The 24,394-nt window shown below is 71.6% G+C and carries 24 protein-coding genes; 14 read left to right on the top strand and 10 right to left on the bottom strand.

Annotation, left to right across the window (positions count from 1 at the left end):
* Nucleotides 1–9: 9 nt before the first annotated feature.
* From ACIQUT_RS31365 to hemL, 4 genes are all read right to left on the bottom strand, one after another.
* Nucleotides 10–789 (bottom strand): cytochrome c biogenesis CcdA family protein, encoded by a 780-nt coding sequence (locus ACIQUT_RS31365; protein ID WP_403567854.1) that lies wholly within the window; start codon nt 787–789, stop codon nt 10–12.
* Between the two features lie 4 nt (nt 790–793).
* Complete coding sequence (locus ACIQUT_RS31360; RefSeq protein WP_403567852.1) at nt 794–1,420, bottom strand: TlpA family protein disulfide reductase; 627 nt, start codon at nt 1,418–1,420, stop codon at nt 794–796.
* A 102-nt stretch (nt 1,421–1,522) separates the two neighbouring features.
* Nucleotides 1,523–2,197 (bottom strand): histidine phosphatase family protein, encoded by a 675-nt coding sequence (locus tag ACIQUT_RS31355; RefSeq protein WP_403567850.1) that lies wholly within the window; start codon nt 2,195–2,197, stop codon nt 1,523–1,525.
* Entirely contained in the window at nt 2,194–3,528 is a 1,335-nt protein-coding gene (hemL, locus tag ACIQUT_RS31350; protein WP_403567848.1) for a glutamate-1-semialdehyde 2,1-aminomutase, read from the bottom strand. The genes ACIQUT_RS31355 and hemL overlap by 4 nt, the downstream gene beginning before the upstream one ends.
* 134 nt (nt 3,529–3,662) lie before the next feature.
* Between hemL and ACIQUT_RS31345 the strand changes: the two genes are divergently transcribed.
* The 4 genes from ACIQUT_RS31345 (at nt 3,663) to ACIQUT_RS31330 (ending at nt 6,376) form a co-directional block, all read left to right on the top strand.
* A complete protein-coding gene (locus ACIQUT_RS31345) occupies nt 3,663–4,280 on the top strand; it encodes a hypothetical protein (RefSeq protein WP_403567846.1) in 618 nt (205 codons plus the stop codon).
* Between the two features lie 151 nt (nt 4,281–4,431).
* Nucleotides 4,432–5,169, top strand: coding sequence for a Mut7-C RNAse domain-containing protein (locus ACIQUT_RS31340; RefSeq protein WP_403567844.1), 738 nt, complete (start codon nt 4,432–4,434; stop codon nt 5,167–5,169).
* A gap of 64 nt (nt 5,170–5,233) precedes the next feature.
* On the top strand, nt 5,234–5,569 hold the full coding sequence (locus ACIQUT_RS31335; RefSeq protein ID WP_360623957.1) for a YnfA family protein: 336 nt from the start codon (nt 5,234–5,236) through the stop codon (nt 5,567–5,569).
* 51 nt (nt 5,570–5,620) lie between these two features.
* Complete coding sequence (locus ACIQUT_RS31330) at nt 5,621–6,376, top strand: SDR family NAD(P)-dependent oxidoreductase (protein ID WP_403567842.1); 756 nt, start codon at nt 5,621–5,623, stop codon at nt 6,374–6,376.
* A 57-nt stretch (nt 6,377–6,433) separates the two neighbouring features.
* On the opposite strand, the gene ACIQUT_RS31325 is transcribed toward ACIQUT_RS31330, so the two are convergent.
* Nucleotides 6,434–7,627, bottom strand: coding sequence for an RtcB family protein (locus ACIQUT_RS31325; RefSeq protein WP_403567840.1), 1,194 nt, complete (start codon nt 7,625–7,627; stop codon nt 6,434–6,436).
* Nucleotides 7,628–7,819: 192 nt separating this feature from the next.
* Between ACIQUT_RS31325 and ACIQUT_RS31320 the strand changes: the two genes are divergently transcribed.
* From ACIQUT_RS31320 to ACIQUT_RS31310, 3 genes are all read left to right on the top strand, one after another.
* Nucleotides 7,820–8,767 (top strand): DUF3558 domain-containing protein, encoded by a 948-nt coding sequence (locus tag ACIQUT_RS31320; protein WP_403567838.1) that lies wholly within the window; start codon nt 7,820–7,822, stop codon nt 8,765–8,767.
* Nucleotides 8,768–8,895: 128 nt separating this feature from the next.
* Entirely contained in the window at nt 8,896–9,672 is a 777-nt protein-coding gene (locus ACIQUT_RS31315) for a DUF3558 family protein (protein WP_403567836.1), read from the top strand.
* A gap of 126 nt (nt 9,673–9,798) precedes the next feature.
* Nucleotides 9,799–11,442 carry a DUF2637 domain-containing protein gene (locus tag ACIQUT_RS31310; protein ID WP_403567834.1) on the top strand — a complete coding sequence of 548 codons (1,644 nt, stop codon included), beginning with the start codon at nt 9,799–9,801 and terminating at the stop codon, nt 11,440–11,442.
* 106 nt (nt 11,443–11,548) lie between these two features.
* Here ACIQUT_RS31310 and lysS read toward each other — a convergent pair whose 3' ends face one another.
* Entirely contained in the window at nt 11,549–13,273 is a 1,725-nt protein-coding gene (gene lysS, locus ACIQUT_RS31305; protein WP_403567832.1) for a lysine--tRNA ligase, read from the bottom strand.
* A gap of 178 nt (nt 13,274–13,451) precedes the next feature.
* Here lysS and argS point away from each other — a divergent pair, with 178 nt between their 5' ends.
* Nucleotides 13,452–15,233, top strand: a complete 1,782-nt coding sequence (gene argS, locus ACIQUT_RS31300; RefSeq protein WP_403567830.1) for an arginine--tRNA ligase — start codon at nt 13,452–13,454, stop codon at nt 15,231–15,233.
* A 90-nt stretch (nt 15,234–15,323) separates the two neighbouring features.
* Here the strand turns inward: argS and ACIQUT_RS31295 are convergent, their stop codons facing one another.
* Nucleotides 15,324–15,764, bottom strand: coding sequence for a hypothetical protein (locus tag ACIQUT_RS31295; protein WP_403567828.1), 441 nt, complete (start codon nt 15,762–15,764; stop codon nt 15,324–15,326).
* A gap of 195 nt (nt 15,765–15,959) precedes the next feature.
* Between ACIQUT_RS31295 and ACIQUT_RS31290 the strand changes: the two genes are divergently transcribed.
* Both ACIQUT_RS31290 and ACIQUT_RS31285 read left to right on the top strand, forming a co-directional pair.
* On the top strand, nt 15,960–17,012 hold the full coding sequence (locus ACIQUT_RS31290) for a hypothetical protein (RefSeq protein WP_403567826.1): 1,053 nt from the start codon (nt 15,960–15,962) through the stop codon (nt 17,010–17,012).
* 141 nt (nt 17,013–17,153) lie between these two features.
* Entirely contained in the window at nt 17,154–17,960 is an 807-nt protein-coding gene (locus ACIQUT_RS31285) for a VOC family protein (RefSeq protein WP_403567963.1), read from the top strand.
* Between the two features lie 83 nt (nt 17,961–18,043).
* Here ACIQUT_RS31285 and ACIQUT_RS31280 read toward each other — a convergent pair whose 3' ends face one another.
* Nucleotides 18,044–18,556 carry an ATP-binding protein gene (locus ACIQUT_RS31280; RefSeq protein WP_403567824.1) on the bottom strand — a complete coding sequence of 171 codons (513 nt, stop codon included), beginning with the start codon at nt 18,554–18,556 and terminating at the stop codon, nt 18,044–18,046.
* A 19-nt stretch (nt 18,557–18,575) separates the two neighbouring features.
* Between ACIQUT_RS31280 and ACIQUT_RS31275 the strand changes: the two genes are divergently transcribed.
* Both ACIQUT_RS31275 and ACIQUT_RS31270 read left to right on the top strand, forming a co-directional pair.
* Nucleotides 18,576–19,493 (top strand): Scr1 family TA system antitoxin-like transcriptional regulator, encoded by a 918-nt coding sequence (locus ACIQUT_RS31275; protein ID WP_403567822.1) that lies wholly within the window; start codon nt 18,576–18,578, stop codon nt 19,491–19,493.
* Nucleotides 19,490–19,789: a DUF397 domain-containing protein gene (locus ACIQUT_RS31270; RefSeq protein WP_403567821.1), complete on the top strand. Its 300-nt coding sequence runs from the start codon at nt 19,490–19,492 to the stop codon at nt 19,787–19,789. The genes ACIQUT_RS31275 and ACIQUT_RS31270 overlap by 4 nt, the downstream gene beginning before the upstream one ends.
* A 66-nt stretch (nt 19,790–19,855) precedes the next feature.
* On the opposite strand, the gene ACIQUT_RS31265 is transcribed toward ACIQUT_RS31270, so the two are convergent.
* Both ACIQUT_RS31265 and ACIQUT_RS31260 read right to left on the bottom strand, forming a co-directional pair.
* Nucleotides 19,856–20,128 carry a DUF1876 domain-containing protein gene (locus tag ACIQUT_RS31265; RefSeq protein ID WP_403567819.1) on the bottom strand — a complete coding sequence of 91 codons (273 nt, stop codon included), beginning with the start codon at nt 20,126–20,128 and terminating at the stop codon, nt 19,856–19,858.
* A 672-nt stretch (nt 20,129–20,800) separates the two neighbouring features.
* Entirely contained in the window at nt 20,801–21,478 is a 678-nt protein-coding gene (locus ACIQUT_RS31260) for a hypothetical protein (RefSeq protein ID WP_403567817.1), read from the bottom strand.
* A 1,080-nt stretch (nt 21,479–22,558) separates the two neighbouring features.
* On the opposite strand from ACIQUT_RS31260, the gene ACIQUT_RS31255 reads away from it, so the two are divergent.
* Both ACIQUT_RS31255 and ACIQUT_RS31250 read left to right on the top strand, forming a co-directional pair.
* Nucleotides 22,559–23,527 (top strand): amidohydrolase family protein, encoded by a 969-nt coding sequence (locus ACIQUT_RS31255; protein WP_403567815.1) that lies wholly within the window; start codon nt 22,559–22,561, stop codon nt 23,525–23,527.
* 175 nt (nt 23,528–23,702) lie between these two features.
* Complete coding sequence (locus ACIQUT_RS31250; protein WP_403567813.1) at nt 23,703–24,212, top strand: DUF6624 domain-containing protein; 510 nt, start codon at nt 23,703–23,705, stop codon at nt 24,210–24,212.
* Nucleotides 24,213–24,394: the final 182 nt, after the last annotated feature.

Here is a 24,394-nt window from a genome sequence, read left to right as displayed (position 1 = left end):
GTGTAGTCCTCAGATCCCCACCGTGAAGCCTTGGGTCCAGCTCTGCATGTCGCTGACGATGCTGCTCCACAAACCTGTGACGAGCAGCAGGCCGGTCAGGATCAGCATGCCGCCGCCGATGCGCATCACCCAGGCATAGTGCTTCTTCACCCAGCCGAACGCGCCGAGCGCTCTGCGGAACGCGACCGCGGCCAGGATGAACGGCAGGCCCAGGCCCAGGCAGTAGGCGACCGTCAGCAGCGCGCCGCGCCCGGCACTCGCCTGGTCGAGGGAGAGCGTGCTGACGGCGGCCAGCGTCGGCCCCATGCAGGGGGTCCAGCCGACGCCGAAGAGCACCCCGAGCAGGGGTGCGCCCAGCAGGCCGGCCGTCGGCTTCCGGTGGAACCGGAACTCCCGCATGGTCAGACCGGGGATGGCGCCCATGAAGAACAGGCCGAGGACGATCACCAGCCCGCCCATGACCCGGGAGATGATCTCCCTGTTGCCGAGCAGGACATTGCCGAACTGGCCGAAGAGCGCGCCCGTCGAGACGAAGACGGCGGTGAACCCGAGGATGAACAGGCTCGCCCCGGCCACCATGCGCCCGCGCCGCGCCTCCGCGAGGTCGGCGCCGCTGATCCCGGTCACGTACGACAGGTAGCCCGGCACCAGCGGCAGCACGCACGGCGAGAAGAACGAGACCAGCCCGGCCAGCACCGAGATGGGCAGGGCCAGCAGCAGGGCGCCGCTGAGGACCGTGGTGTTCACGCCGCCCTGCTCGGCTGCCAGGGTGAGAAGAGGGGGGACCACGAGGTCACTGCTCCGCGAGCAGCGGGTCGATCATCGAGCGCAGCTGCTCCTCGTTGACCGCGGCCAGCGTGCGGGCGGCGATCCGGCCCTCCTTGTCGAGGACGATCGTGGAGGGGATGGCCTGCGGGTTGAGGGTGCCCGCGGGGAAGCGGAGCATCAGCTTGCCGTCCGGGTCGTACAGGCTCGGGAAGGTGATCCCGTAGGTCTCCTCGAACGCGGCCGCGTTCTGCTTGGTGTTGTCGCGGGTGTTGATCCCGACGAAGGCGACCGGCTTGCCGGCGTCGGCGAGCTCCTTGGACACCTTCGCGAAGTGCGGGGCCTCGGCCCGGCAGGGCGGGCACCAGGAGCCCCACACGTTGAGGACGACGACCTTGCCCTTGAGGGCGGTGGTGTCGAGGCTCTCCCCGTCGACGGTCTCCCCGTCGAGCTTCGGCGCGGCCACCCGATCGGCCTGGGCGACGGTGGAGATGCCACTCGGGCCCGTCACGTAGTTGCCGCCGCCCGATCCGGACGGCTTGCCGTCGGAGTCGGTGCACGCCGTGAGGGTCAGGGCACCGACGGCGGTCACCGCGGTCAGCAGGAGGGCGCGGCCGCTGGTCGAGCGGCGGCGGGGGGCGCGGCCAATTCTCATGTGAAAAGTTTCGCATGAGCGATTTGCCGATCTTTCGCGCCCCCCGCGGGCGCTGACAAGACCCTGGTCAGGCCGGGAACGGCCGGACACCGGAGACGGACGTCAGGCGCCGAACGCCTTCGACTTGCCCTTCACCGGCTTCGCCCCGGCCAGCAGGTGCGGCGGAACCAGGTCCCGGGCCGGCTCGCTGTAGCCCACCGACACCAGCTTGTCGCCCTGGAACGTGAACGACGTCAGCGAGGCCAGCGTGCACTGCCGGCGCCGCGGGTCGTGCCACAGCCGGCGCTTCTCCGCGAAGCTGCGCACGATCCAGATCGGCAGCTGGTGGGAGACCGCGACGGCCTCGTGGCCGCGGGCCGCGTCCCGCGCCGCCTCGATCGCGCTCATCATCCGGACGACCTGCTCCACGTACGGCTCGCCCCAGGACGGCTTGAACGGGTTCGTCAGGTGCTTCCAGTTGCCCGGCTTGCGCAGTGCGCCGTCGCCGACGCCGAAGGTCTTGCCCTCGAAGACGTTCTCCGCCTCCAGCAGCCGCGCGTCGGTCGCCAGCTCCAGGCCGTGGCTCTCGGCGACCGGCATCGCCGTCTCCTGCGCCCGCTCCAGCGGGGAGGACACGACGTACGTGACGTCCCGGTCCTTCAGGTGGTCGGCGACCCGCTCCGCCATGCGGCGGCCCAGCTCGGAGAGGTGGTAGCCGGCGCGGCGGCCGTAGAGGACCCCGTCCGGGTTGTGCACCTCGCCGTGGCGCATCAGGTGGACGACGGTGATGTCGCTCATGCCCCGGCCTCCGGCTGCGCCTGCGCGGCGGCGCGGGCGGCGGCGGGCAGCGCCGCCGCGATCCGCTCGACGGCCGCCTCGTCGTGGGCGGTGGAGACGAACCACGACTCGAACGCCGACGGCGGCAGGTAGACGCCCTGCGACAGCATCGAGTGGAAGAACGCGTTGAAGCGGAAGGCCTCCTGCGTCTTCGCGTCGTCGTAGGTGCGGACCGGCTTCTCCGTGAAGAAGACGGAGAACATGTTGGACGCGGTCTGCAGCCGGTGGACGACGCCCTCCTTGGCAAGCGCGCCCGTGACCAGGCCCTGGATCTCCGCGGACACCGCGTTGACCTTGTCGTACGCGGCCTCGTCGAGCAGCCGCAGCTGCGCCAGGCCGGCGGCCGTGGCGACCGGGTTCCCGGAGAGCGTGCCCGCCTGGTAGACCGGGCCGGCCGGGGCCAGGTGGCCCATCACGTCGGCGCGGCCGCCGAACGCCGCCGCGGGGAAGCCGCCGCCCATGACCTTGCCGAACGTCATCAGGTCGGGCTTGACGCCGTCGACCCCGTACCAGCCGGCGCGCGAGGTGCGGAAGCCCGTCATGACCTCGTCGGAGATGTACAGGGCGCCGTTCTCCCGGCACACGTCGGCGAGCCCCTGGTTGAAGCCCTCGGCGGGCGTCACCACGCCCATGTTGCCGGGCGCGGCCTCGGTGATCACACAGGCGATCTCACCGGGGTGCGCGGCGAACGCCGCCCGCACCGCTTCGAGGTCGTTGTAGGGGAGCACGATCGTGTCACCGGCCTGCGCGCCGGTGACACCGGGCGTGTCCGGAAGCGCGAAAGTTGCCAAACCGGAACCGGCGGCGGCCAGCAGAGCGTCCACGTGCCCGTGGTAGCAGCCGGCGAACTTCACGACCTTCGACCTGCCCGTGAACCCGCGGGCCAGGCGGATCGCCGACATGGTCGCCTCCGTGCCGGAGGAGACCAGGCGGACCTGCTCGACGGGCTCGATACGGGCGACGATCTCCTCGGCGAGCGCGACCTCGCCCTCGCCGGGCGTACCGAACGAGGTACCGCGGGCGACGGCGGCCTGGATCGCCTCGACGACGGCCGGGTGGGCGTGGCCGAGAATCATCGGCCCCCACGAGCAGACGAGGTCGACGTACTCGCGGCCGTCGGCATCGGTCAGGTACGGACCGGTACCGGACACCATGAACCTGGGCGTTCCCCCCACGGCGCGGAAGGCACGCACCGGAGAGTTCACGCCGCCAGGCGTCACGAGGGACGCACGGTCAAAGAGAGTCTGCGAGACTTTGGCTTCATACGGGTACGGGTAGCTCACACCAGCCATGGTCTCATCAGGCCGCGACCGACTTGCGGACGGGCGTTTCACCGCGCCGCCCGGGGGGAGGTCACTGCCATGATGATCGGGCTGCGTGGCGGGGGCCGCGCGGCCGTGACAGGCAAGACCATTCGGGTGGAGATATGCAACGCGGTGGTGGACCGGGCGAGGGTACGGACGACCTCGACCCGAAGCGCGCCCGCGAAGCCCGCGAAGCCCGCCGCCGGGGCAGGCACCGCCGCCGGGCCGCGGACGCCGCCGAACCCGTGCCGGCACCGCCGGAGGACACGGACGACGACGACGCCCTGCCCAAAGGCCGCGGCATGGGCGTGACGTACAAGTACTTCGGCGCCCCCGACGGGGCGACCGCCGCCCGGGTCCCGGTCACCATGCGCCCGGAGGAGCTCGGCGGCGACGAGCTCGGCATGGGCGGCATGTTCACCAAGATCAAGCCGGAGACCATGGCCGCCATGGTCCTGACCGGCATCCAGGGGATACCCCTGCACAAGGTGCCGCCGCTGGAGCTGGTCGTCCTCCACCCCGACTACGCGGTGGTGAAGCTGCCGATGACGGTGGTCGACCCGCTGCGCGACATCGGCGAGGAATCGGTCGGCGCGGCCGCGTTCATCTGGTCGACGGTCCCCGACCGCGGCGGCCCGCGGGACGCGTTCAACGTCTACCAGTTGCTCCACGAATGGCAGGATTTCAGCCAGCGGCTCCACGAGGCGGGACACCAGCCCTACTGCCTCGTCTGGCCCTGACCCGACCCCGCCGCCCGCGGCGGGCCCCGCACGGGAGCCCGCCCCGGAGCCCACCCGGCCGCCTCCCTGCCCCTCCCTGCCCCCGCCCGGCCCTTTCCCGACCCCGTAAATCCGCCGCACGGGCCGGCCCCGCAATGGCATGCTGGCTTGCGTGAACGGACCCGGCATTCATCTCACCCTCGCGCCCGAACTGCGCCTCTTCGCCCCGCCCAGCCGACGCACCGACCGCGTGCCGACCCCCACGGACGGCGCCTCCAGTCTCGGCCACGTCGTCGAATCCGCCGGGGTCCCGCTCACCGAGGTCGGCCGGCTCCTCGTCGACGGCCGCGAGGTACCCGTCTCGTACGTGCCGAGGGCCGGGCAGTCCGTCGAGGTGTTCGGCGTGGACCGCCCCCAGCAGATCGCCGGCGCCCCCCTCCGCTTCCTCCTCGACGTACACCTCGGCACGCTCGCCCGCCGCCTGCGCCTGCTCGGCGTGGACGCCGCGTACGAGAACGAGGACATCGGCGACCCCGCCCTCGCCACCCGCTCCGCCGACGAGCAGCGCGTCCTGCTCTCCCGCGACCGCGGCCTGCTGCGGCGCCGCGAGATCTTCGCCGGGGCGTACGTCTACAGCGACAACCCCGACGAGCAGCTGCGCGACGTCCTCGGCCGCTTCGCCCCGGCCCTGGCCCCCTGGACGCGCTGCACCGCGTGCAACGGCCCCCTGCGGGAGGCCGACAAGGAAAGCGTCGGCGACCGCCTGGAACACGGCACGCACCGCTCGTACGACGTCTTCGCGCAGTGCACCGCGTGCGAGCGCGTCTACTGGCGCGGCGCCCACCACGCCCGCCTGGAACGCATCGTCACGAACGCGGTCGAGGAATTCGGCGGCGTCGCCACCCCGTAGCCCCGCCCCGGCCCGCTCCCCCCGCCCGGCAGGCCGCCGGCAGACGGCTGCATAGGGTGGGGGGATGCTCGTCGCGCGGTCCGCCGTCCTGTTCTCGCTCGCCGCCCTGCTGGAGATCGGCGGGGCCTGGCTCGTCTGGCAAGGGGTCCGCGAGCACAAGGGGTGGGCCTGGATCGGGGCCGGGGTGATCGCCCTCGGCCTGTACGGGTTCGTGGCCACGCTGCAGCCGCAGGGGGATTTCGCGCGCGTGCTCGCGGCGTACGGCGGGGTGTTCGTCGCGGGGTCGCTGGCCTGGGGCGTCGTTGCCGACGGGTACCGGCCCGACCGGTGGGACGTGGCGGGGGCGCTGGTGTGCCTGGCCGGAATGGCCGTGATCATGTACGCCCCGCGGGGGCGCTGAGCTCCTGCTTATGCTGGCCGGTATCCGCCCGTACGAACGAGGAGCCCGTACATGAGCACCCGGACCGCCGTAGTCACCGGCGCCAGCAGCGGCATCGGCGCGGCCACCGCCCGGCAGCTCGCCGAGGCCGGCTACCACGTCGTCCTCACCGCGCGCCGCAAGGACCGCATCGAAGCCCTGGCGGAAGAGATCACCGCCGGCGGCGGGTCTGCCGCGGCCCGTGCGCTGGACGTCACCGACCGGGGGGCCGTGGACGCCTTCGCGGCCTCCCTCGACCGGTGCGACGTACTGGTGAACAACGCCGGCGGGGCGCTCGGGGCCGATCCGGTCGCGACCGGTGACCCGGGTGACTGGCGCACCATGTTCGAGGTCAACGTGATCGGCACGCTCCACATGACCCAGGCGCTGCTGCCGGCGCTCGTCGCGTCCGGTGACGGAACCGTCGTCGTGCTGTCCTCCACGGCCGGGCACGGCACGTACGAGGGCGGCGCCGGGTACGTCGCCGCGAAGAACGGGGCCCGGGTCCTCGCCGAGACGCTGCGGCTGGAGATCGTCGGGCAGCCCGTGCGGGTCATCGAGATCGCGCCGGGCATGGTCAAGACCGAGGAGTTCGCCACCACGCGGTTCCGCGGCGACGCCGAGAAGGCGGCCAAGGTGTACGCGGGGGTCGCCGAGCCGCTGACCGCGGACGACGTCGCCGAGACGGTCACCTGGGCGGTGACGCGGCCCAGCCACGTCAACATCGACCTGCTGGTGGTCCGGCCCCGCGCCCAGGCGTCGAACACCAAGGTGCACCGGGAGCTCTGAGGGACGCGGAGAGGGGCCCTGGCCAACGGCATCCCGCCGGGCAGGGCCCCTCCCGGCTCAGCCCTTGACGCAGATGACCTGCTTGAGCTTGGCGACGACCGCGACCAGGTCGGTCTGCTGGTCGATGACCTGCTCGATCGACTTGTACGCGCCCGGGATCTCGTCGACCACGCCCGCGTCCTTCCGGCACTCCACGCCCCTGGTCTGCTCCGCCAGGTCCCGCGCCGAGAACCGCTTCTTCGCCGCCGTGCGGCTCATCTTCCGGCCCGCTCCGTGCGAGGCCGAGTTGAAGGACTTCTCGTTGCCGAGGCCCTTTACGATGTACGAGCCGGTGCCCATCGAGCCCGGGATGATCCCGAAGTCGCCGCTGCCGGCGCGGATCGCGCCCTTGCGGGTGACCAGCAGGTCCATGCCCTCGTACCGCTCCTCCGCCACGTAGTTGTGGTGGCAGCTGATCTCCTGGTCGAAGGAGACCTTCGCCTTGCGGAACTCCTTGCGGAAGACCTCCTTGAGGAGGCTCATCATCACGGCCCGGTTGTACTTGGCGTACTCCTGCGCCCAGAAGAGGTCGTTGCGGTACGCGTCCATCTCGGGCGTGGCCGCGAGGAAGACCGCGAGGTCGCGGTCGACCAGGTTCTGGTTGTGGTCGAGGCCGCGGGCCACGTTGATGTGGAAGTCGGCCAGCTCGTTGCCGATGTTCCGGGAGCCGGAGTGCAGCATGAGCCAGACGGAGCCGGAGGTGTCGATGCACACCTCGCAGAAGTGGTTGCCGCTGCCCAGGGTGCCCATCTGCCGCAGCGCCCGGTCCCGGCGGTACTTCACGGCGTCCGCGATGTAGTCGAAGCGCTCCCACAGGTCCCCGAAGCCCGCGTCCCGGAAGCCGTACAGGCGCGCCGGGTCCAGGGCCTCCCTGTGCATGCCCGCGCCCACCGGGATCGCCCGCTCGATCTTGGAGCGGAGCGCCGACAGGTCCCCGGGGAGGTCGTTGGCCGTGAGGGAGGTCCTGACCGCCGACATGCCGCAGCCGATGTCCACGCCGACCGCTGCCGGGCAGACCGCGTCCTTCATGGCGATCACGGAGCCGACGGTGGCGCCCTTGCCGTAGTGGACGTCCGGCATGACGGCCAGGCCCTTGATCCAGGGGAGGGTCGCGACGTTCTCCAGCTGCCGCATCGCGCTCTGCTCGACCGACGCCGGATCGGCCCACAGCCGGATCGGAACCTGCGCGCCCGGAACCTCTACGTACGACATAACGTCTTAATCCCCCGAAACCCACGGAAAAATCAGATTGGGCAAAAACCCTCGCTTCTGGCCCCACATGGGACAGGGGACCGGCGCCGGTACCGGCGTGTGCGATAGACATTGTGTCCAGCCGCGTCCAAAGCGCGGCAACGCATTTTCCTGACCGCCGGGCGGCCGGCCGGTCGAAGGGAGCCAGTGGACGTGCAGCGCAAAGCGGTACGGCGAGTCCTGCCGGGCATCGCGATGCTCACCGCACTCGTCGCCGGGGTGGCCGGCCTGACCGGGTGCACCAGCGGGAAGAGCGGCGGCGACACCGCCGACGCGAAGGCCGGCAACAACTCCCCCGCGCCCGCGCCCGCCGGCAAATACCGCAGCCTGCCCGCCCCCTGCAAGGCGGCCGACGGCAAGCGCCTGAAGGCCATGCTGCCGGCCGCGGCCACCCTCACCGAGGACCAGCGCACCCAGCTGTACGCGGGCACCGCGGACGCCTCCTACGACGCCGACCGGCACGTCGGCTGCCGGTGGACGGCGCAGACCCCGGAGGAGACCCGGCTGCTGGCGGTCCGCTTCGAGCGGGTCGTCTCGTACGACCGGGCCACGAGCAGCGACGACGACAAGGCCAAGCAGGTCTACGTCCGCCGCCTCACCGACGCGCACCTGCCCTTCCCCGGCCCCGTCACGCCCACCGGCGGCGCCGCCCCGGGCGGCCCGCCGCCCACCGGCGCCGCCCCGGGCGGCCCGCCGCCCACCGGCGCGGCCCCGAGCGGCCCGGCCCCCGCGGCGAGCCCGCCGCCGTCCGGCGCCCCGGCGGCGACGCCCCCGGCCGCGACGCCCCCGGCCCCGGCCGCCTCCGGCGCCCCTTCGCCCGGCGGCAGCACCGGCGCCACCCCCACGCCCGCGCCCGAGCTCGGCTCCCGCGTCCTCGAAGGGCTCGGCACCGAGGCCTTCATCGAGGACAAGCTGAGCCCGGCCGGTGCCAGCGCCGTCCAGGCGCGGACCGTGCGGATCGTCTTCCGCACCGCGAACGTCATCGTCACCGTCGAGTACAGCGTGCAGCCCGCGCTGCCCGGCACGATCCCCTCCAGCCCCGAAACCCAGGACAAGGCACGGCAGTTGGCCGCGGCCCTCGTCGAGCGGTTCAACGACTGAACGCGGCCGCGGCCGCCCCCGGGGTGACCGCGCGCACAGCAGGCGTCCTCCGGATCGGGCTACCGTTGCTCGGGTCCCGCGCCCGCACCGCGTTCACCACAACGCGCCCACAACGTACTGAAGGAACCATGCACCGATCAGCTTCGCGCCTCACCCGCGTGCTCGCCTGCGCAGCCGTCATACCGGTGATCCTCGCCGCCGCCGGATGCTCCTCCGACTCGGACAAGGGCAAGGGCAAGGGCTCCGACAGCAAGGACAAGTCCTCCGCCTCGGCCTCCGCCAAGCCGAGCGGCAAGCCGGCGGCGCCCCTGGAGAAGGCGGCGTTCGCGACGCTGCCCGAGCCCTGCAAGACCGTTCAGGCCAAGACCATCGACACCCTGGTCCCCGAGGCCAAGGACAAGAACGGCACGGCCACCAAGTCGAACGACCTGACCACCCGCGCCAGCTGCTCCTGGAACGGCCTCGACGAGGACGGCCTGAAGGGTTCGCAGTACCGCTGGCTGTCGGTCTCCCTCGTCCGCTACGAGTCGCACGCCTCCCTCGGCAGCGCGAACAAGCGCGCCGAGGAGCAGTACAACAAGCAGATCGAGGCCGCCAAGGCCACCGAGGGCGCGCACGACGTGAAGGCCGAGCAGGCCGGCGGCGTCGGCGACCAGGCCACCTCCGTGATCTTCGGCGTGAAGAAGGACGTGGAGTTCCTGAACACCACGATCGTCGCCCGCACCCAGAACGTGGTCATCACCCTCGACTACAACGGTGCCGCGTACGAGGGCGCCGGGGCACCGGATCACGCCAAGCTGCTCGAAAGCGCGATCGCCGCGGCCAAGGAGACCGTCGGCTCCGTCGGCTCCGCCGGCGAGCAGCCGAAGCAGCCTGACCAGCAGGCTTCCCCGTCGGCCCAGTAGGCACCGGCCCATTCGCGGGAGATCCGCAGCGGATCGGCGGGACCCAGTGGAGGCTGACATTCAGTCACCCGTACAGTCGGCCGTACGCTGTGCCTGCCGTAGCTCGACAAGGGGAGGGGATCGCGGGTGGCCGCGATGCAGCTGACTCGAACGCACCGGATACTCATCGGCGTCGTGGTCGCGGGAGCCGTCGTCATCGCAGGCATCGGCTTCGCGGGCTCGTACGCCGCGGTGCGGGAGCTCGCGCTGAAGAAGGGGTTCGGCAGCTTCTCGCTGGTGTTCCCGATCGGCATCGACATGGGCATCTGTGTGCTGCTGGCGCTGGACCTGCTGCTGACGTGGATCCGGATCCCCTTCCCGCTGCTGCGGCAGACGGCCTGGCTGCTGACCGCGGCGACGATCGCGTTCAACGGCGCGGCGGCCTGGCCGGACCCGCTGGGCGTGGGCATGCACGCGGTGATCCCGATCCTGTTCGTGGTCACCGTTGAGGCGGCGCGGCACGCCGTGGGCCGGATCGCGGACATCACCGCGGACCGGCACATGGAGGGCGTCCGCATGACCCGCTGGCTGCTCTCCCCCGTCCCCACCTTCAAGCTGTGGCGCCGGATGAAGCTGTGGGAGCTGCGCTCGTACGAGCAGGCGGTCGGCATGGAGCAGGACCGGCTGATCTACCAGGCGCGGCTCCAGGCCCGGTACGGGCGGGCCTGGCGGCGCAAGGCGCCGGTGGAGGCGATGATGCCGCTGCGGCTGGCCCGGATCGGCGTACCGCTGTCGCAGACGGCCCCGGAGGGGCTGGCGGCGGCGGGCATCGACCCGGCACTGCTGCCGCCGGTGGCCGCGGGGACGCGGGCACCGGCCCTGGCCGCGGCCGAGGCGGCCACGGCCGGGCAGGCGCAGGCGCAGGGGCAGGGGCAGGGGCCGGCTGAGTACGGCCCGGGCCAGGCGCAGGCGGCAGGCCCGGCGCAGATGATCCCGGCGCAGGTGCCGGGCCAGGTCGCGGCGCAGGTCCCGAACCAGGCGCCGGTGCAGGTCCCGGGCCAGATCCCGGTACAGGTCCCGGGCGGCCAGGTCCTGGTGGGCCAGGTCCCGGGCGGCCAGGTCCTGGTGGGCCAGGTCCCGGGCGGCCAGGTCCTGGTGGGCGACGCGGCGCAGATCCAGATGGCGAAGCTGCACGCCCACCCGGCGTTCGCGGTGGACCCGACCGCCATGCCCGCGGCCCACGACAGCGCCTGGTTCGCCGGGCCGAAGGCCCCGCAGGCGGCGTACGAGGGCGGCTACAACCCGCAGTACGTGGAGGGCCTGGAGCCCATCCCGGTGATGGCCCCGGCCGGCCCCGAGCTGCCGGAGGCCGAGCAGGCCGCGGCCGTCCAGCAGGTGCTCGCCGCCCAGCAGGCGCTGGCGGCCCAGCAGGCGCTCGACGTCCAGCGGCAGGCCCGGGCCGCCCAGCAGGCCCTGGACGCCCAGGCGCAGGCCGAGGGCCAGGAGGGCCAGGAAGCCCTGTTCCCGGCCCCCCCGGCGGACGGGGCGGAGGCCGGGGAGTCCGCGGAGGCGGAGGCCATCGACGAGGTGAAGTTCGAGGAGGCCGCGTACGAGGTCTTCCGCGCGCTCACCGAGGAGAAGAACGGGTTCCCGGAGCCGGAGCAGGTGGAAGCACACCTCGCCGACCGCCTCGGGATCGTGCACCCGCGCGGCGCGTCCATCCTCCGCCGCCTGGTGCCGGACCTGAAGCAGCGCTACCAGCGCGACCTGGAGAACGAGCACATCGCCTGAGCCGGTCCGGACCGGTCCGGCAGCCCAGGCATGCGGAAGGGCCCGCACCCCAGCTCGGGGTGCGGGCCCTTCGCGTACGCCGTGACCGCCGGGACGGACCGGCAGGTCAGGCGGCGACCAGCTTGCGCACCCGGTCCGCCCCGACCGCCAGCAGCAGCGTGGGCAGGCGCGGCCCGGTCTCCCGGGTGACCAGGAGGCGGTAGAGCAGGGCGAAGAACTGGCGCTGGGCCACCTTCAGCTCCGGCGTCGGCTTGGCCTCGGGGTCGAGACCGGCCATGACCTTCGGGACGCCGTAGACGAGCGTGGTGAGCCCGTCCAGCGACCAGTGCGAGTCCAGGCCTTCGAGCAGCAGCTCCAGCGAGCGGCGGCCCTCGTCGTCCAGGGAGGCCAGCAGCTCGGTGTCGGGCTCCTCGCGGACCAGGGTGCGCTGGTCGGCAGGGACCTGGGTGGTGATCCAGTTCTCGGCGCGGTCCAGGCGCGGGCGGACCTCGTCGAGGGAGGTCAGCGGGTTGGCCGGGTCCAGGTCGGAGAGGATCCGCAGGGTCTGCTCGTCGTGGCCGGCGGTGACGTCGACGACGGACGCCAGGGTCCGGTACGGCATCGGGCGCGGGGTGCGCGGCAGCTCGTGCGAGGCGACGCGGACGGCGCGGCCGTGCGCGGCGGCGTCGGCGGGCAGCACGGAGCCGTCGGCGACCTTGGCCTCCAGCTTGTCCCACTCGTCGTAGAGCCGCTGGATCTCCTGGTCGAAGGCGATCTTGAAGCTCTGGTTGGGCCTGCGGCGGGCGTACAGCCAGCGCAGCAGCTGCGGCTCCATGATCTGCAGCGCGTCGGCCGGCGTCGGGACGCCGCCCTTGCTGGAGGACATCTTCGCCATGCCGCTGATGCCGACGAACGCGTACATCGGGCCGATCGGCTGCTCGCCGCCGAAGATGCCCACGACCTGGCCGCCGACCTGGAAGGAGGAGCCGGGCGAGGAGTGGTCGACGCCGGACGGCTCGAAGACGACGCCCTCGAACGCCCAGCGCATCGGCCAGTCGACCTTCCAGACCAGCTTGCCGCGGTTGAACTCGCTGAGCTTGACCGTCTCCGTGAACTCGTCCTCGGTGCAGACGTAGGCCAGCTCGGTCGTCTCGTCGTCGTACGAGGTGACCTTGGTGAAGTCCTTGCCGCACTCGCCGCAGTACGGCTTGTACGGGAAGTACTCCGCGCCCTCGGCGCTGCCGTCGTCCTCGGCGGCGGCACCGGAGCCCTCGGCGGCCTCCAGCTCGGCCTCGTCGACCGGCTTCTGCGACTTCTTCCCGGCCTTGGGCTTGGTGCGGTACTGGGCGAGGATCGCGTCGATGTCGCCGCGGCGCTTCATCGCGAACAGCACCTGCTCGCGGTAGGCACCGGAGGTGTACTGCTCGGTCTGGCTGATCGGGTCGTACTCGACGCCCAGCTCGGCCAGGGCCTCGACCATCGCGGCCTTGAAGTGCTCGGCCCAGTTCGGGTACGCGGACCCGGCCGGGGCGGGCACCGAGGTCAGCGGGCGGCCGATGTGCTGCGCGTGGGATTCCTCGGTCACACCGGGGATGCCCTGGGGCACCTTGCGGTAGCGGTCGTAGTCGTCCCAGGACAGGACGTGCCGGACCTCGAAACCGCGGCGGCGGATCTCGTCGGCGACCAGGTGCGGGGTCATGACCTCGCGGAGGTTGCCGAGGTGGATCGGGCCGGAGGGGGAGAGTCCGGACGCGACGACGACAGGTTTGCCGGGTGCTCGGCGCTCCGCCTCGGCGATGACCTCGTCCGCGAAACGGGAGACCCAGTCGGTCTCGGTGCTGCTCTGAGCCACGACACGTCCTTCTATCTCGAATGCTGGCTTCAGCCATTCTCCCAGACGGAAGCGGGCGCTTCGGGGTTGCTTCGGGGTTGCTTATCCCGGGAAATGAGAGGCGGGCACGTGGGATACTCGGCACTTGTCGGAACACCCAAGTGCACGCACACCGCACACCTCACAGGAACGGCAGCTCATGGCCTCGGTCCTTTCCCTCGCTTCTTCCGTCCATCAGCGCGTCGCCGACGCCCTCGCCTCCGCCCTGCCGGAGGCCGGTGCGGCCGACCCGCTGCTGCGACGAAGCGACCGGGCGGACTTCCAGGCCAACGGCATCCTGGCGCTCGCGAAGAAGGCGAAGGCCAACCCGCGGGAGCTGGCGACCACGGTGGTCGAGGGCCTGGACAAGGGCGGGGTCATCGAGGACATCGAGGTCTCCGGCCCCGGCTTCCTCAACATCACCGTCTCCGACCGGGCGATCGTCGAGACGCTGGCGGCGCGCGCCGCGGACGCCCGGCTGGGCGTCCCGGTCAACGAGAACGCCGGCACCACGGTCGTCGACTACGCGCAGCCGAACGTGGCCAAGGAGATGCACGTCGGCCACCTGCGGTCCGCGGTGATCGGCGCGGCGATGGCCGAGATCCTGGAGTTCACGGGCGAGCAGGTGGTCCGCCGCCACCACATCGGCGACTGGGGCACCCAGTTCGGCATGCTCATCCAGTACCTGATCGAGCACCCGCACGAGCTGGACCACCAGGCCGCGGAGGCGTCTGCCGCCGAGGACACCGCGGCGTCCGGCGAGGAGGCCATGTCCAACCTCAACCGCCTGTACAAGGCCTCGCGCGCGCTGTTCGACTCCGACGAGGAGTTCAAGACCCGCGCCCGGGCCCGGGTGGTCGACCTCCAGGCCGGTGACGAGCAGACCCTCGCGCTGTGGCAGCGGTTCGTGGACGAGTCGAAGATCTACTTCTACTCGGTCTTCGACAAGCTGGACATGGACATCCAGGACGCGGACATCGTCGGCGAGTCCGGCTACAACGACATGCTGGTGGAGACCTGCCGGCTGCTGGAGGAGTCGGGCGTCGCGGTCCGCTCGGAGGGCGCGCTGTGCGTGTTCTTCGACGAGTACAAGGGCCAGGACGGCAACCCGACCCCGCTGATCGTCCAGAAGGCGGACGGCGGCTTCGGCTACGCGGCCACCGACCTCTCGGCGATCCGCGACCGCGTCGGCAACCTGAAGGCGAACAACCTGCTGTACGTCGTGGACGCCCGCCAGGCGCTGCACTTCAAGATGGTCTTCGAGACCGCGCGGCGGGCCGGCTGGCTGGGCGAGGACACGCCCGCCTACCACCTCGCCTTCGGCACCGTGCTGGGCGCCGACGGCAAGCCGTTCAAGACCCGTGAGGGCGAGACGGTGCGGCTGGTGGACCTGCTGGACGAGGCTGTCGAGCGGGCCGCAGCCGTCGTCCGGGAGAAGGCCCAGGACCTGACGGAGGACGAGATCGTCGAGCGAGGTGCCCAGGTGGGCATCGGCGCGGTGAAGTACGCCGACCTCTCGACGTCCGCGGCCCGGGACTACAAGTTCGACCTGGACCAGATGGTGTCGCTGACCGGGGACACGTCCGTGTACCTCCAGTACGCGTACGCCCGTATCCAGTCGATCCTGCGGAAGGCGGGCGACGCGAAGCCGGCTGCGCACGCCGGGCTGGCGCTGACCCCGTCCGAGCGGGCGCTCGGCCTGCACCTGGACGGCTTCGGCACGCTGATCGCCGAGGCGGCCGCCGAGTACGCCCCGCACAAGCTGGCCGCGTACCTGTACCAGCTGGCCTCGCTGTACACGACCTTCTACGCGGAGTGCCCGGTCCTGAAGGCCGACACTCCCGAGCAGGTCGAGAACCGCCTCTTCCTGTGCGACCTGACCGCCCGGACGCTGACCAAGGGCATGTCCCTGCTGGGCATCCGGACCCCTGAGCGCCTCTGACACTCCTGGCACTCCCGGTTCCATACGCCCCCGCCCCCGTCGGCACTGCTGCCGACGGGGGCGGGGGCGTTCTGCACTTCGGTCAGGCGGTCAGCCTCGCAGTCCCGTATCCGCCTCCTGGTGCATGCCCAGGCACAGCGCCCAGATGACGAGGACGTTGACGGCGATGAGGACCAGGGCCCACAAGGGGTAGTACGGCAGCCACAGGAAGTTGGCGATCGCGCCGAGGCTGGCGATGGCCACGCCGAAGTAGCGCGCCCACACGGCTCCGTTGACCACGGCGAACCCGGCGAAGACCAGGATGATGCCGAGGATCAGATGGATCCAGCCCCAGCCCGCGAGGCTGAACTCGAACACGTAGTGGCGTGTCGCGACGAACAGCGAGTCCGTGGCGATGGCCGAGATCCCTTCGAAGACCGCCATCGCCCCGCCGAAGATCATCAAGGCTGCCGCGAGGGTGGTCATGCCTGATGGCGGTGCGGGCGTGGGGTATCCGGGGTTCGCCCGGGATCCGGCGGCGTCACTGGCCATGCTTTCTCCTTCTGGCAGGCCGCCTGCCCCGCCAGGACGGCGATCCCCTGTTTCAGCGTGTCACGGGGGCCTCCCGTCGGCATTCCGGCCGGGGCTGGCCCGCGTCAGCCCGTGCCGACTTCTGGCCGGGGAGAACCCGTACTCCGTACGATCGGCTTCCCGTCCGGGAGTGAGGTCACAAGGGGGAGGCCGAACGTGAACGGTTTACGGCTGGCGCGTGCCGCGCTGCGGGTCCTGACCGGGGCCGGGGCCGGCTCCCCGGCACAGGCCACACTGCTGGCCCGCGTACGGGTCCACGTGGAGGACCGGCTGCGGGGCACCACGGCAGGCACGGAGGCCCTGCGCAGGCTCCGCGACGAGCCCGGCGCCCCCTCCACGGCCCTGGCCACCCTCACCCTGGCGGACGAGATCGACCAGGACCCGGCCTTCGAAACCACCCTCCGCGACCTGCTGGAACAACTGCTCGGCAGCCCCGGCGCCGTCCAGGCGTACGGAGCCGCCCCGACGACCGGCATCCCGACCGGGGCGGTGCAGCCCGCGGGTGCCGTGCAGCCGGTGCAGCCCGCCGGGGCGGTGCAGCCCGCGGGGCCGGTGCAACCGGTGCAGCCCGCCGGGCCGGTGCAACCGGTGCAGCCCGCCGGGCCGGTGCAACCGGTGCAGCCCGCCGGGCCGGTGCAACCGGTGCAGCCCGCCGGGGCTGTGCAGCCGCCCGGGATACCGCAGGGCGCCGCCGCGCCGCCGGGGAGCGGGGCCGGGGTCGTGGCTGCGGGGAGTGCGCTCGGGGGGATCAGCGGGCTGGGCGCCGCCACCGCGCACGCCATCCCCTTCGCCCCCGCCGACGCCGACGACCCGCCGGCGCAGCCCCCGAGCCCGCCGACTGCCGCTGTCCCGCAGATCGTGGTGATCCCGCCGCTTCCCCCGTACCCTCCCGGGTTCGGGTCCTGGCGGTCCCCGGCCCGGTGGGTGTTCCTGCTGGGGCTGCCCCCGTTCCTGCTCTACGTGCTCGGGTCCGTCGTGCTCGCCGCGCTCGGGGCCTCGCTGTTCAACAACCCGCTGAGCGGTGTGTGGTGGCTCGTCTCGGCGGTCATGGCCCTCATCGGCCTGATCCGCGGGCTCTTCCAACTCCGCGGGCCGTTCAGCGCCCTGCTGGGGACGGGCCTGGTGCTGAACCTGGTGGTGCTGGTGGCACTGTTCCTCATCGGCCCGCCGACGGCCCTCTTCCAGGTCCTCGCCGGTATCAAGATCTGACCCGTTCGCCGCCTCGGCCGACGCTTCCGGAGGCCGGACTTCACCCGTGCGGCCCGATCCTGGGCGGCGGTCCCCGGGTAAGGGAGGCTGCGTCCCCTCATCCCCATGCACCTCCCCCACCCCGGAGGCCACGTGCCCGTCATGAACGGCTCCTACAGACCCGGCACCCCGTGCTGGATCGACCTGATGGTGCCCGACCAGCAAGCCGCCCTCGACTTCTACGCCGGCCTCTTCGGCTGGTCCGGCGAGGTCGGCCCGCCCGAGACCGGCGGGTACTCCGTCTGCCTCTACAAGGAGCAGCCGGTCGCCGGGATCATGAAGGCGATGAACCCCGACGGGTCCACCCCCGACCCGATGCCCCCGGCCGTCTGGACCACGTACCTGGCCGTCCACGACGTGCACGAGGTCGTCAGGGCGGCCGCCGCCGCCGGCGGCAGCACGATCATGGACCCGACGGAGGTCATGGACCTCGGCCGGATGGCCGTCCTCGCCGACCCCACCGGCGCCGTCTACGGCATCTGGCAGGCCGGCAGCTTCCCCGGCGCCGGGATCGTCAACGAGGACAACACGCTGATCTGGAACGATCTGGCCACCTCCGACCCGCAGCAGGCCGCCAGGTACTACAGCACCATCCTCCCGATCACGCCCGCCGCCTCCGAGATCCCCGGCGCCGAGGGCTACATCGAGTTCAAGGTCAACGACCGGGCCGTGGGCGGGCTCATGTCCCTGGAGCAGCACCCGAAGGGCACCCCGCCGCACTGGATGCCCTACTTCCGCGTGGCCGACGCCGACGCGACCCAGGCCGCCTGCGAAAAGGCCGGCGGCAGCATCATGGCCCCCGCCTTCGACATGCCGGTCGGCCGGATGGCCGTCCTCGCCGACCCGCAGGGCGCGGTCTTCGCCGTGATCAAGCCCAACGACCAGCCGCATCAGCCCGACCCCATGTAACGGGGCCCGGCCGGGCGGGGGCGGGGCGCCCCCGGCCGGCCGGTCTGGCCGGCTGACTGACGTGGCTGACCTGGGTGGCTGAGCTAGCTCGGGTCGGCGTCCAGCTCCGCGATCGACTCCACGAGGATCTGCGCGTTGCGCGGCGAGCGCAGGAGGTACGCGGTCTCCTGCCGGGACGGGGAGTCCTCGGCCGCATCGGCGACCCCGGCCGGCGGCCCGCCGAACTCGCACCACACCGACTTCCCCGGCTGCCTCGGCAGCGCGCCCCACCGGTCCGAGACGGCCTCGACGATGCGCAGGCCGTACCCGTCGCCGATCCGGGTGCCGGAGAGGCCCGGGCCGCTGTCGTGGGCTTCCAGCCGCACGGTGGTCGCGGAGGCGATCAGCCGGACGCGGTAGTACCGGCCGGGCGCGACACCGTAGCGGAGGGCGTTGCTCGCCAGTTCGCTCACGCAGAGCAACAGGTCGTCGCGGTGGTGGGTGACACCCCACACGTCAAGTGTCTCAGCGGCGAACTGCCTGGCAGCGGCCACGGTTTGGCGGGAGCGCGCGAAATAGCGGTCCCTCATCAGGGCGGGTTCAATCTCCTGGATCACGGGGCGATCGTCGCGGTCCGTGACTACCGTGGACAGTACGACCACCCGTACCGATCGATTGGTACGGGTCGGTACGGATACATCACGGGCGCAGGTGGGGAGTCCGAAAAACATGCCGCCGAGGAAACGCGTACCGAAGAACGGCACCGCCCTGAAGATGGTCGGGGCGCAGGTGGCCGTACTCCGGATCCGGAAGGGCCTGACGCAACGCCAACTGGCCAAGTTGGTGCGGATGGAAGAGGAGACGATCGCATCGATCGAGCAGGGCAGACGGGCCCTGATGCCGGACGTGGCCGAGGCCATGGACCGGGTGCTGGAGTCGGGCGGGGTGCTGGCGGCGGGGGTGGAGAAGCTTCCGGCGGTGGATCAGGTGCCGGAGTGGGCCGAGGAGTACTTGGATCGCGAGCGCGATGCCCTCGCTATCTCCTCGTACGAGAACCAGGTTCTTCCGGGTCTGCTCCAGACCGACGCCTATGCGGAGGCAGTATTCCGCAGCCGCATTCCTCTCCTGTCGAGTGACGCAGTCACCGCGCAGACGGCGATCCGCACCGCACGACGGGAGATACTGCGCCGCGAGACCCCCGTCACACTGAGCTTCATCATCTGGGAGCCGGTCCTACGACTCAAGATGGGTGGCCCGGAGGTCTACCGGGAGCAGCTCGCGCATCTGCTCAGTTGCTCGGAACTGCCGGGTGTGTCCATCCAGGTCTACCCCTTAGACCGCACCAGCCACCCGGCGCTCGACGGCCCCTTCGTTCTCCTGGAGACCCCTGACTACCAGCGCCTGGCGTACGCCGAAACGCAGCGAGGGAGTCAGCTCATCTCCGACATGAACGAGGTGAGCATCTTGGAACGCAGGTATGCGATGCTGCGGACACAGGCTCTCAACCCGGAGGAGACGAGAGCGGAGTTGGACCGGCTGCTAGGAGAACAATGAGCACCGCACTGACGTGGTTCAAGTCCAGCTACAGCGGGAGTGATGGCGGCAACTGCGTCGAAGTGGCCGTCGACTGGCGGAAGTCCACCTACAGCACCGAGCAGGGCGGCGCATGCCTGGAAGTTGCCGTCGCCTGGCGGAAGTCCAGCCACAGCGGCAGTGACGGCGGCGCCTGCGTCGAGGTCGCCACCTGCCCCGGCACCGTCCACGTCCGTGACTCCAAGGTCACCGACGGCCCGGTGCTGGACCTGGCTCCCGCCGCCTGGGCGGCGCTGACTGGTTGGGTTGCCGGATAAGGCGCGCACGAAAGGCCTGCTCGCGCCCTCACCGGGCGCGAGCAGGCCACGGCGCAGCGGTAGCGATCAGCGGGTCAGCGGGTATGAGTGCCGGCCCGTCGCCTCGTCGATCTCTCCGTGGGCCTTCTGCAACATCTGGGACGCAAGATCCATCAGCGCACGTGCGCCGGCGATCTCTTCTCCGACCCGCAGCTGCTCCGGGTCGGAGGGGTGACGCAAGGCGTAGCCGCGCGCCCGCATCTCGGAGCCGTCACCGAGTCTGACCATGGCCGCCGCAGTGGTGCGGTGACCGTCCTCGGTGAATTCGAGCTCCACGTGCCACCCGACGAGTGTGGACATGGTGCATCACCTCCAGGGGCTCACCCTTGTCCCTCCAGGGTGCGCCCGGGGAGACGGGAGCGCGAGCGGGCTGGGCGGAGGCGAGCCGGAGGCGCGAAAGGTGGGCGGGAGCCGAGGGGCGGGGTAGCAGCCGACCGGCGTCGGAGGAGTGTCCGGGGGCGTCCCGGGCGCCCATTGTCCCTCCGGTGCGGGCCGCCCTGTAAAGGGCGCTCCTCCTTCGTCGTCGCGTCGCTGAAGCGATGGCCTTCGGCCACCCTTGACAGACCGACCCGCCCCGGAATGCCAACAGACAGCCGGGAAACCCCCGAAGGATGGCCAGGGGGACAGTTCGAGGGACGGCTCTCGTCAGCGATGCAGGGCCAGCGCTCCGCCTAGCAGCATTCCCATGCCCCCAGGACCGCCAGGCCCGCCCGGCGCCAGGGCGCGGGCACGAAAAACGGCCCCAAGGCAGACATCAGGGCCCGCTCGGGAGCGACGAGCCCCCAACCTGCAGGAAAGGTTGGCCAGAGCGCCATCGGGGCCGGTCAGACGCCCCAGATCGCTACGCGCTCCTCATTCTCGGCGCCTGACCCCCGTCCGGGGCCGGGAGGCGCGGCAGATCGCTACGCGCGGCTGCAAGGTCGGTGGCCGATGGGCGCGGCAGGCCCCGCACGAGATGGTCGGAGGGATGGGTCAGTGGGAGGTCTCGTAGCGGGCCACGCGGTCGGAGACGGAGTTCAGCAGGGGGGTGAGGCGCTCGACCAGGGGCTGGTAGTCGCGGGTGGCGCCGTCCGACCACTGACCCAGGCCGACCACCATGGCCCGGCCCTGGCCGGTGAACGACTGCACCATGCCGCTGTCCGGCGGGAGGGTCTTCAGACCCGATGCCGGCGGCGGGGCCTGCGCGCCCACCTGGTAGTCCATGGGCGCCGAACCGAGCCGGGTCACCAGCATCACGGTGTCCATCGGGTCCTTCATCGTGAAGACGGCCAGGTTGAACTGGTTGTCCTTGGCGTCCTTGTACAGCGCGACCTGCTCACCGACGCATCCCTTGCCCTGGGCTATGTAGTCGGCAAGAAGGGGTCCGACCGAGTCAGGTTCGGTGCACGACTTCAGTGCCACCGCACCCACCTTGGTGTACGTACCACCGGCGGGGTCGGTCACCTGGTCGGGGAAGGCGTCGGCCAGACCGATCATGGGCCGGTCCGCCACGGAGGGCGACGGGGCGGCGGCTGCCTTGGGCACATCGACGCTCTCGTCCGTCGAGGGCCGAAGGATGAAGAAGACCACCACGGCGGCCACAAGGCCCGCGGCCACGTTCAGGACCGCGTTCTTCTTCCGGAATCTTCGCTCAGGCGTCGTCTCTCTCACCCCGACACCCTAGTGATCATCCCTGACAGACTGAATATGCGCAGGTCACAGCATCATCACGAGACGTATCCAAGCATCGGGACAGTAGCCGCCACACCCCACAGACCACCCGAAACGGAACATGCACACCTGACCGCTCGCCAAGACCTCCGCCGACCACCAGCCGTCAAACCATGCTCCGCACGTGGCAATCTGACGCGTCACCAGCCCCAGACAACCGCCAGCCGCCGAGCCCACCGCGCGTACGTAGCGATCTGCCGCGCTCACCAGCCCCAGACGGGGGCCAGTCGCCGAGAAATGAGGAGCGCGTAGCGATCTGGGGCGTCTGACCGGCCTCGATGAGGCTCTGGTCAACCTTTTCCTGCAGGTTGGAGCCTTGTGGCTCCCGAGCCGGCCCTCATGGCCGCCTTGGGGGCCGTCTTTCGTGCCCGCGCCCCGGTACAGGCCGACATGAGCGGTCCTGGAGGCATGGAGACGCCGCGAGGCGGAGCGGTGGGCCTGCATCGCTGACGGGGCCGGTAGTGAATGGTTCCCCCTGGCCATCCTTCGGGGGTTTCCCGGCTGTCTGTTGGCATTCCGGGGCGGGTCGGTCTGTCAAGGGTGGCCGAAGGCCATCGCTTCAGCGACGCGACGACGAAGGAGGAGCGCCCTTTACAGGCCGGCCCGCACCGGAAGGACGATGGGCGGCCGGGACGCCCCCGGACACCCCTCCGACGCCGGGTGTGTGCATCCCACCACCGCACCCCCGCCCCGCCCCGCCCGGCAGCGCCCCCGCCCCGCCCGGCATCGCGAGATCCCGCCCCACGCCCGAGCTGACGGACTCCCCCGTCTGCCCGTGATCCTCCCGCGGTGCCCGTCCTACCGTGCACCGCATGGGCAGAGCGCGGGGAGCAGGGGAACAGCCGAGGGCCAGGCGGCCCTGGGCCCGCGCCGTGGCCTGGTTGCGGTGCTGGCGCACCGGGCCACCGCCCGACACCTCGGGCCACGTATGGCCACTCCGCTGAAGGGTGGGGTTCCCCGGGCCCAGGCCCCCGCCCCCGCCCCCGTGCCCTTCGTCGTCCTCACGCCTGGAGCTTCCGCATGTCCACACCGGCCAGCCTGATCGACGTCCACCATCACGCCGTCCCGCCCCTGTACGCCGAGGCCCTCGGTGCCCGGAAGGCCATTCCGGGGGTGGACTACCCCACGTCGTGGACCCCGGAGCGCAGCCTGGAGGTCATGGACGCGCACGGGATCGCCGCCGCCGTCCTGTCCATCACCGCCCCCGGCGTCACCTTCCTCGACGGCCCGGACGCTCCGAAGCTGGCCCGCCAGGTGAACGAGTACTTCGCGGAGCTGGTCCGCGAACACCCGACCCGGTTCGGCGCGTTCGCGATCCTGCCGCTACCCGACGTGGCCGCCGCCCGGGTGGAACTCCGGTACGCGCTGGACGAGTTGGGGCTGGACGGGGTGGGGGTGCTGACCTCGTACGGGCAGCGCTACCTCGGGGATCCGAAGTTCGAGCCGCTGTTCGCGGAGATCGCCGAGCGGGGCGCGGCGGTCCACGTCCACCCGGCGACCCCGCCGGGCCGCGACCTGGCGACCTTCGACCTGCCGGCGTCGCTCTACGAGTTCACCTTCGAGACGACCCGTACCGCGGCGAGCCTGCTCTTCAACGGCGTCCTCGACCGGCTGCCGGACCTGCGGCTGATCCTCTCGCACGCGGGCGGCACCCTGCCGTTCCTGGCCCGCCGGCTGACGTACGGCCCCACCATCGGCGCCTACCTGACGGACCGGGCCCCGGAGGACGTGATCGGCGCGCTGGGCCGGCTGCACTACGACATCGCCATGTCCGCCAACGAGTTCGCGCTGCCCGCCCTGACCCGCCTGGCGGGGACCGGCCGCATCCTCTACGGCAGCGACTACCCCTTCATGCCCGTCTCCCACACCGCCGAGAACACGGCCGGCTTCGCCGCGTACGACGGGTGGACGGAGGCCGAGCGGGCGGAGGTCGGCCGGGCCAACGCGCTCCGCCTGCTGCCGACCCTGGCGGCCCGCCTCGCCGCCTGAGGCATCGCAGGCGGATCTTCGCCGCCACGGTTGTGCCCGGGTGAATTCGGTGCATCCATTCTCGCTGCTCACAGCAGGTCTCGTCACCATTCCCAAGGGTGATCTTCCTCGCGAAATGCGCCCCTACGGTTGATCGCGTCCCGGGCATCAGCCCACCCACCCCCAGGAGTTGACGATGATTCAGGACGACGTATCCGCTCTGGCGGCGGAGCTCATCCGCATGGCCGATGCCGATCACCAGGCCGCACGGCACGCGAACAGCGAGGACCCGGCCGAGCAGCTCGCCTGGCGTCGGCTGACGGCGCGGCACGGCGACCGGCTGAACGAGATCATGGACGAGTACGGCTGGCCGACCGCCGACCGGGTCGGCGAGGAAGCCGCGCGGGCTGCGTGGCTCGTCGCGCAGCATGCCGACCGGCAGCTCGACGTGCAGCGGCGTGCGCTGCACCTGCTGGAACCGGAGGTGGCGGCGGGCCGGGCCACCGCCCGCGAGCTGGCCTTCCTGCGGGACCGCACGCTGGTGAACGAGGGCCGCGAGCAGGTCTACGGAACCCAGATCGCCGGCGTGCGGGACGGTGCGCCCGTTCCGTGGCCCTGCGAGGAGCCGGGTCGCATGGACGAGCGGCGTGCGGAGGTCGGCATCGAGCCCTTCACCGCGTACGTCGCCAGGCACACTCCCGCCTGACCCGCAGGCCGCACCGGCTCCTCGCTCCCGCTCCCCCTCTCCCTCCTCCGCCCGGGTTGATTCCGCAGGGGAACCCGGTGAATTCGCGTGACGCGGACCCGGCCGCCCCCGGGCCGCCCCGGCCCGGTGCCACATTCCTCTGGCACACAGCGCAGCCGACGCGAAGAGCGGCCGCCGGAAGG

The sequence above is a fragment of the Streptomyces sp. NPDC090445 genome, from assembly GCF_044769385.1.
Taxonomy (GTDB): Bacteria; Actinomycetota; Actinomycetes; order Streptomycetales; family Streptomycetaceae; genus Streptomyces.
This window is presented reverse-complemented; position numbering and strand designations above follow the sequence as displayed.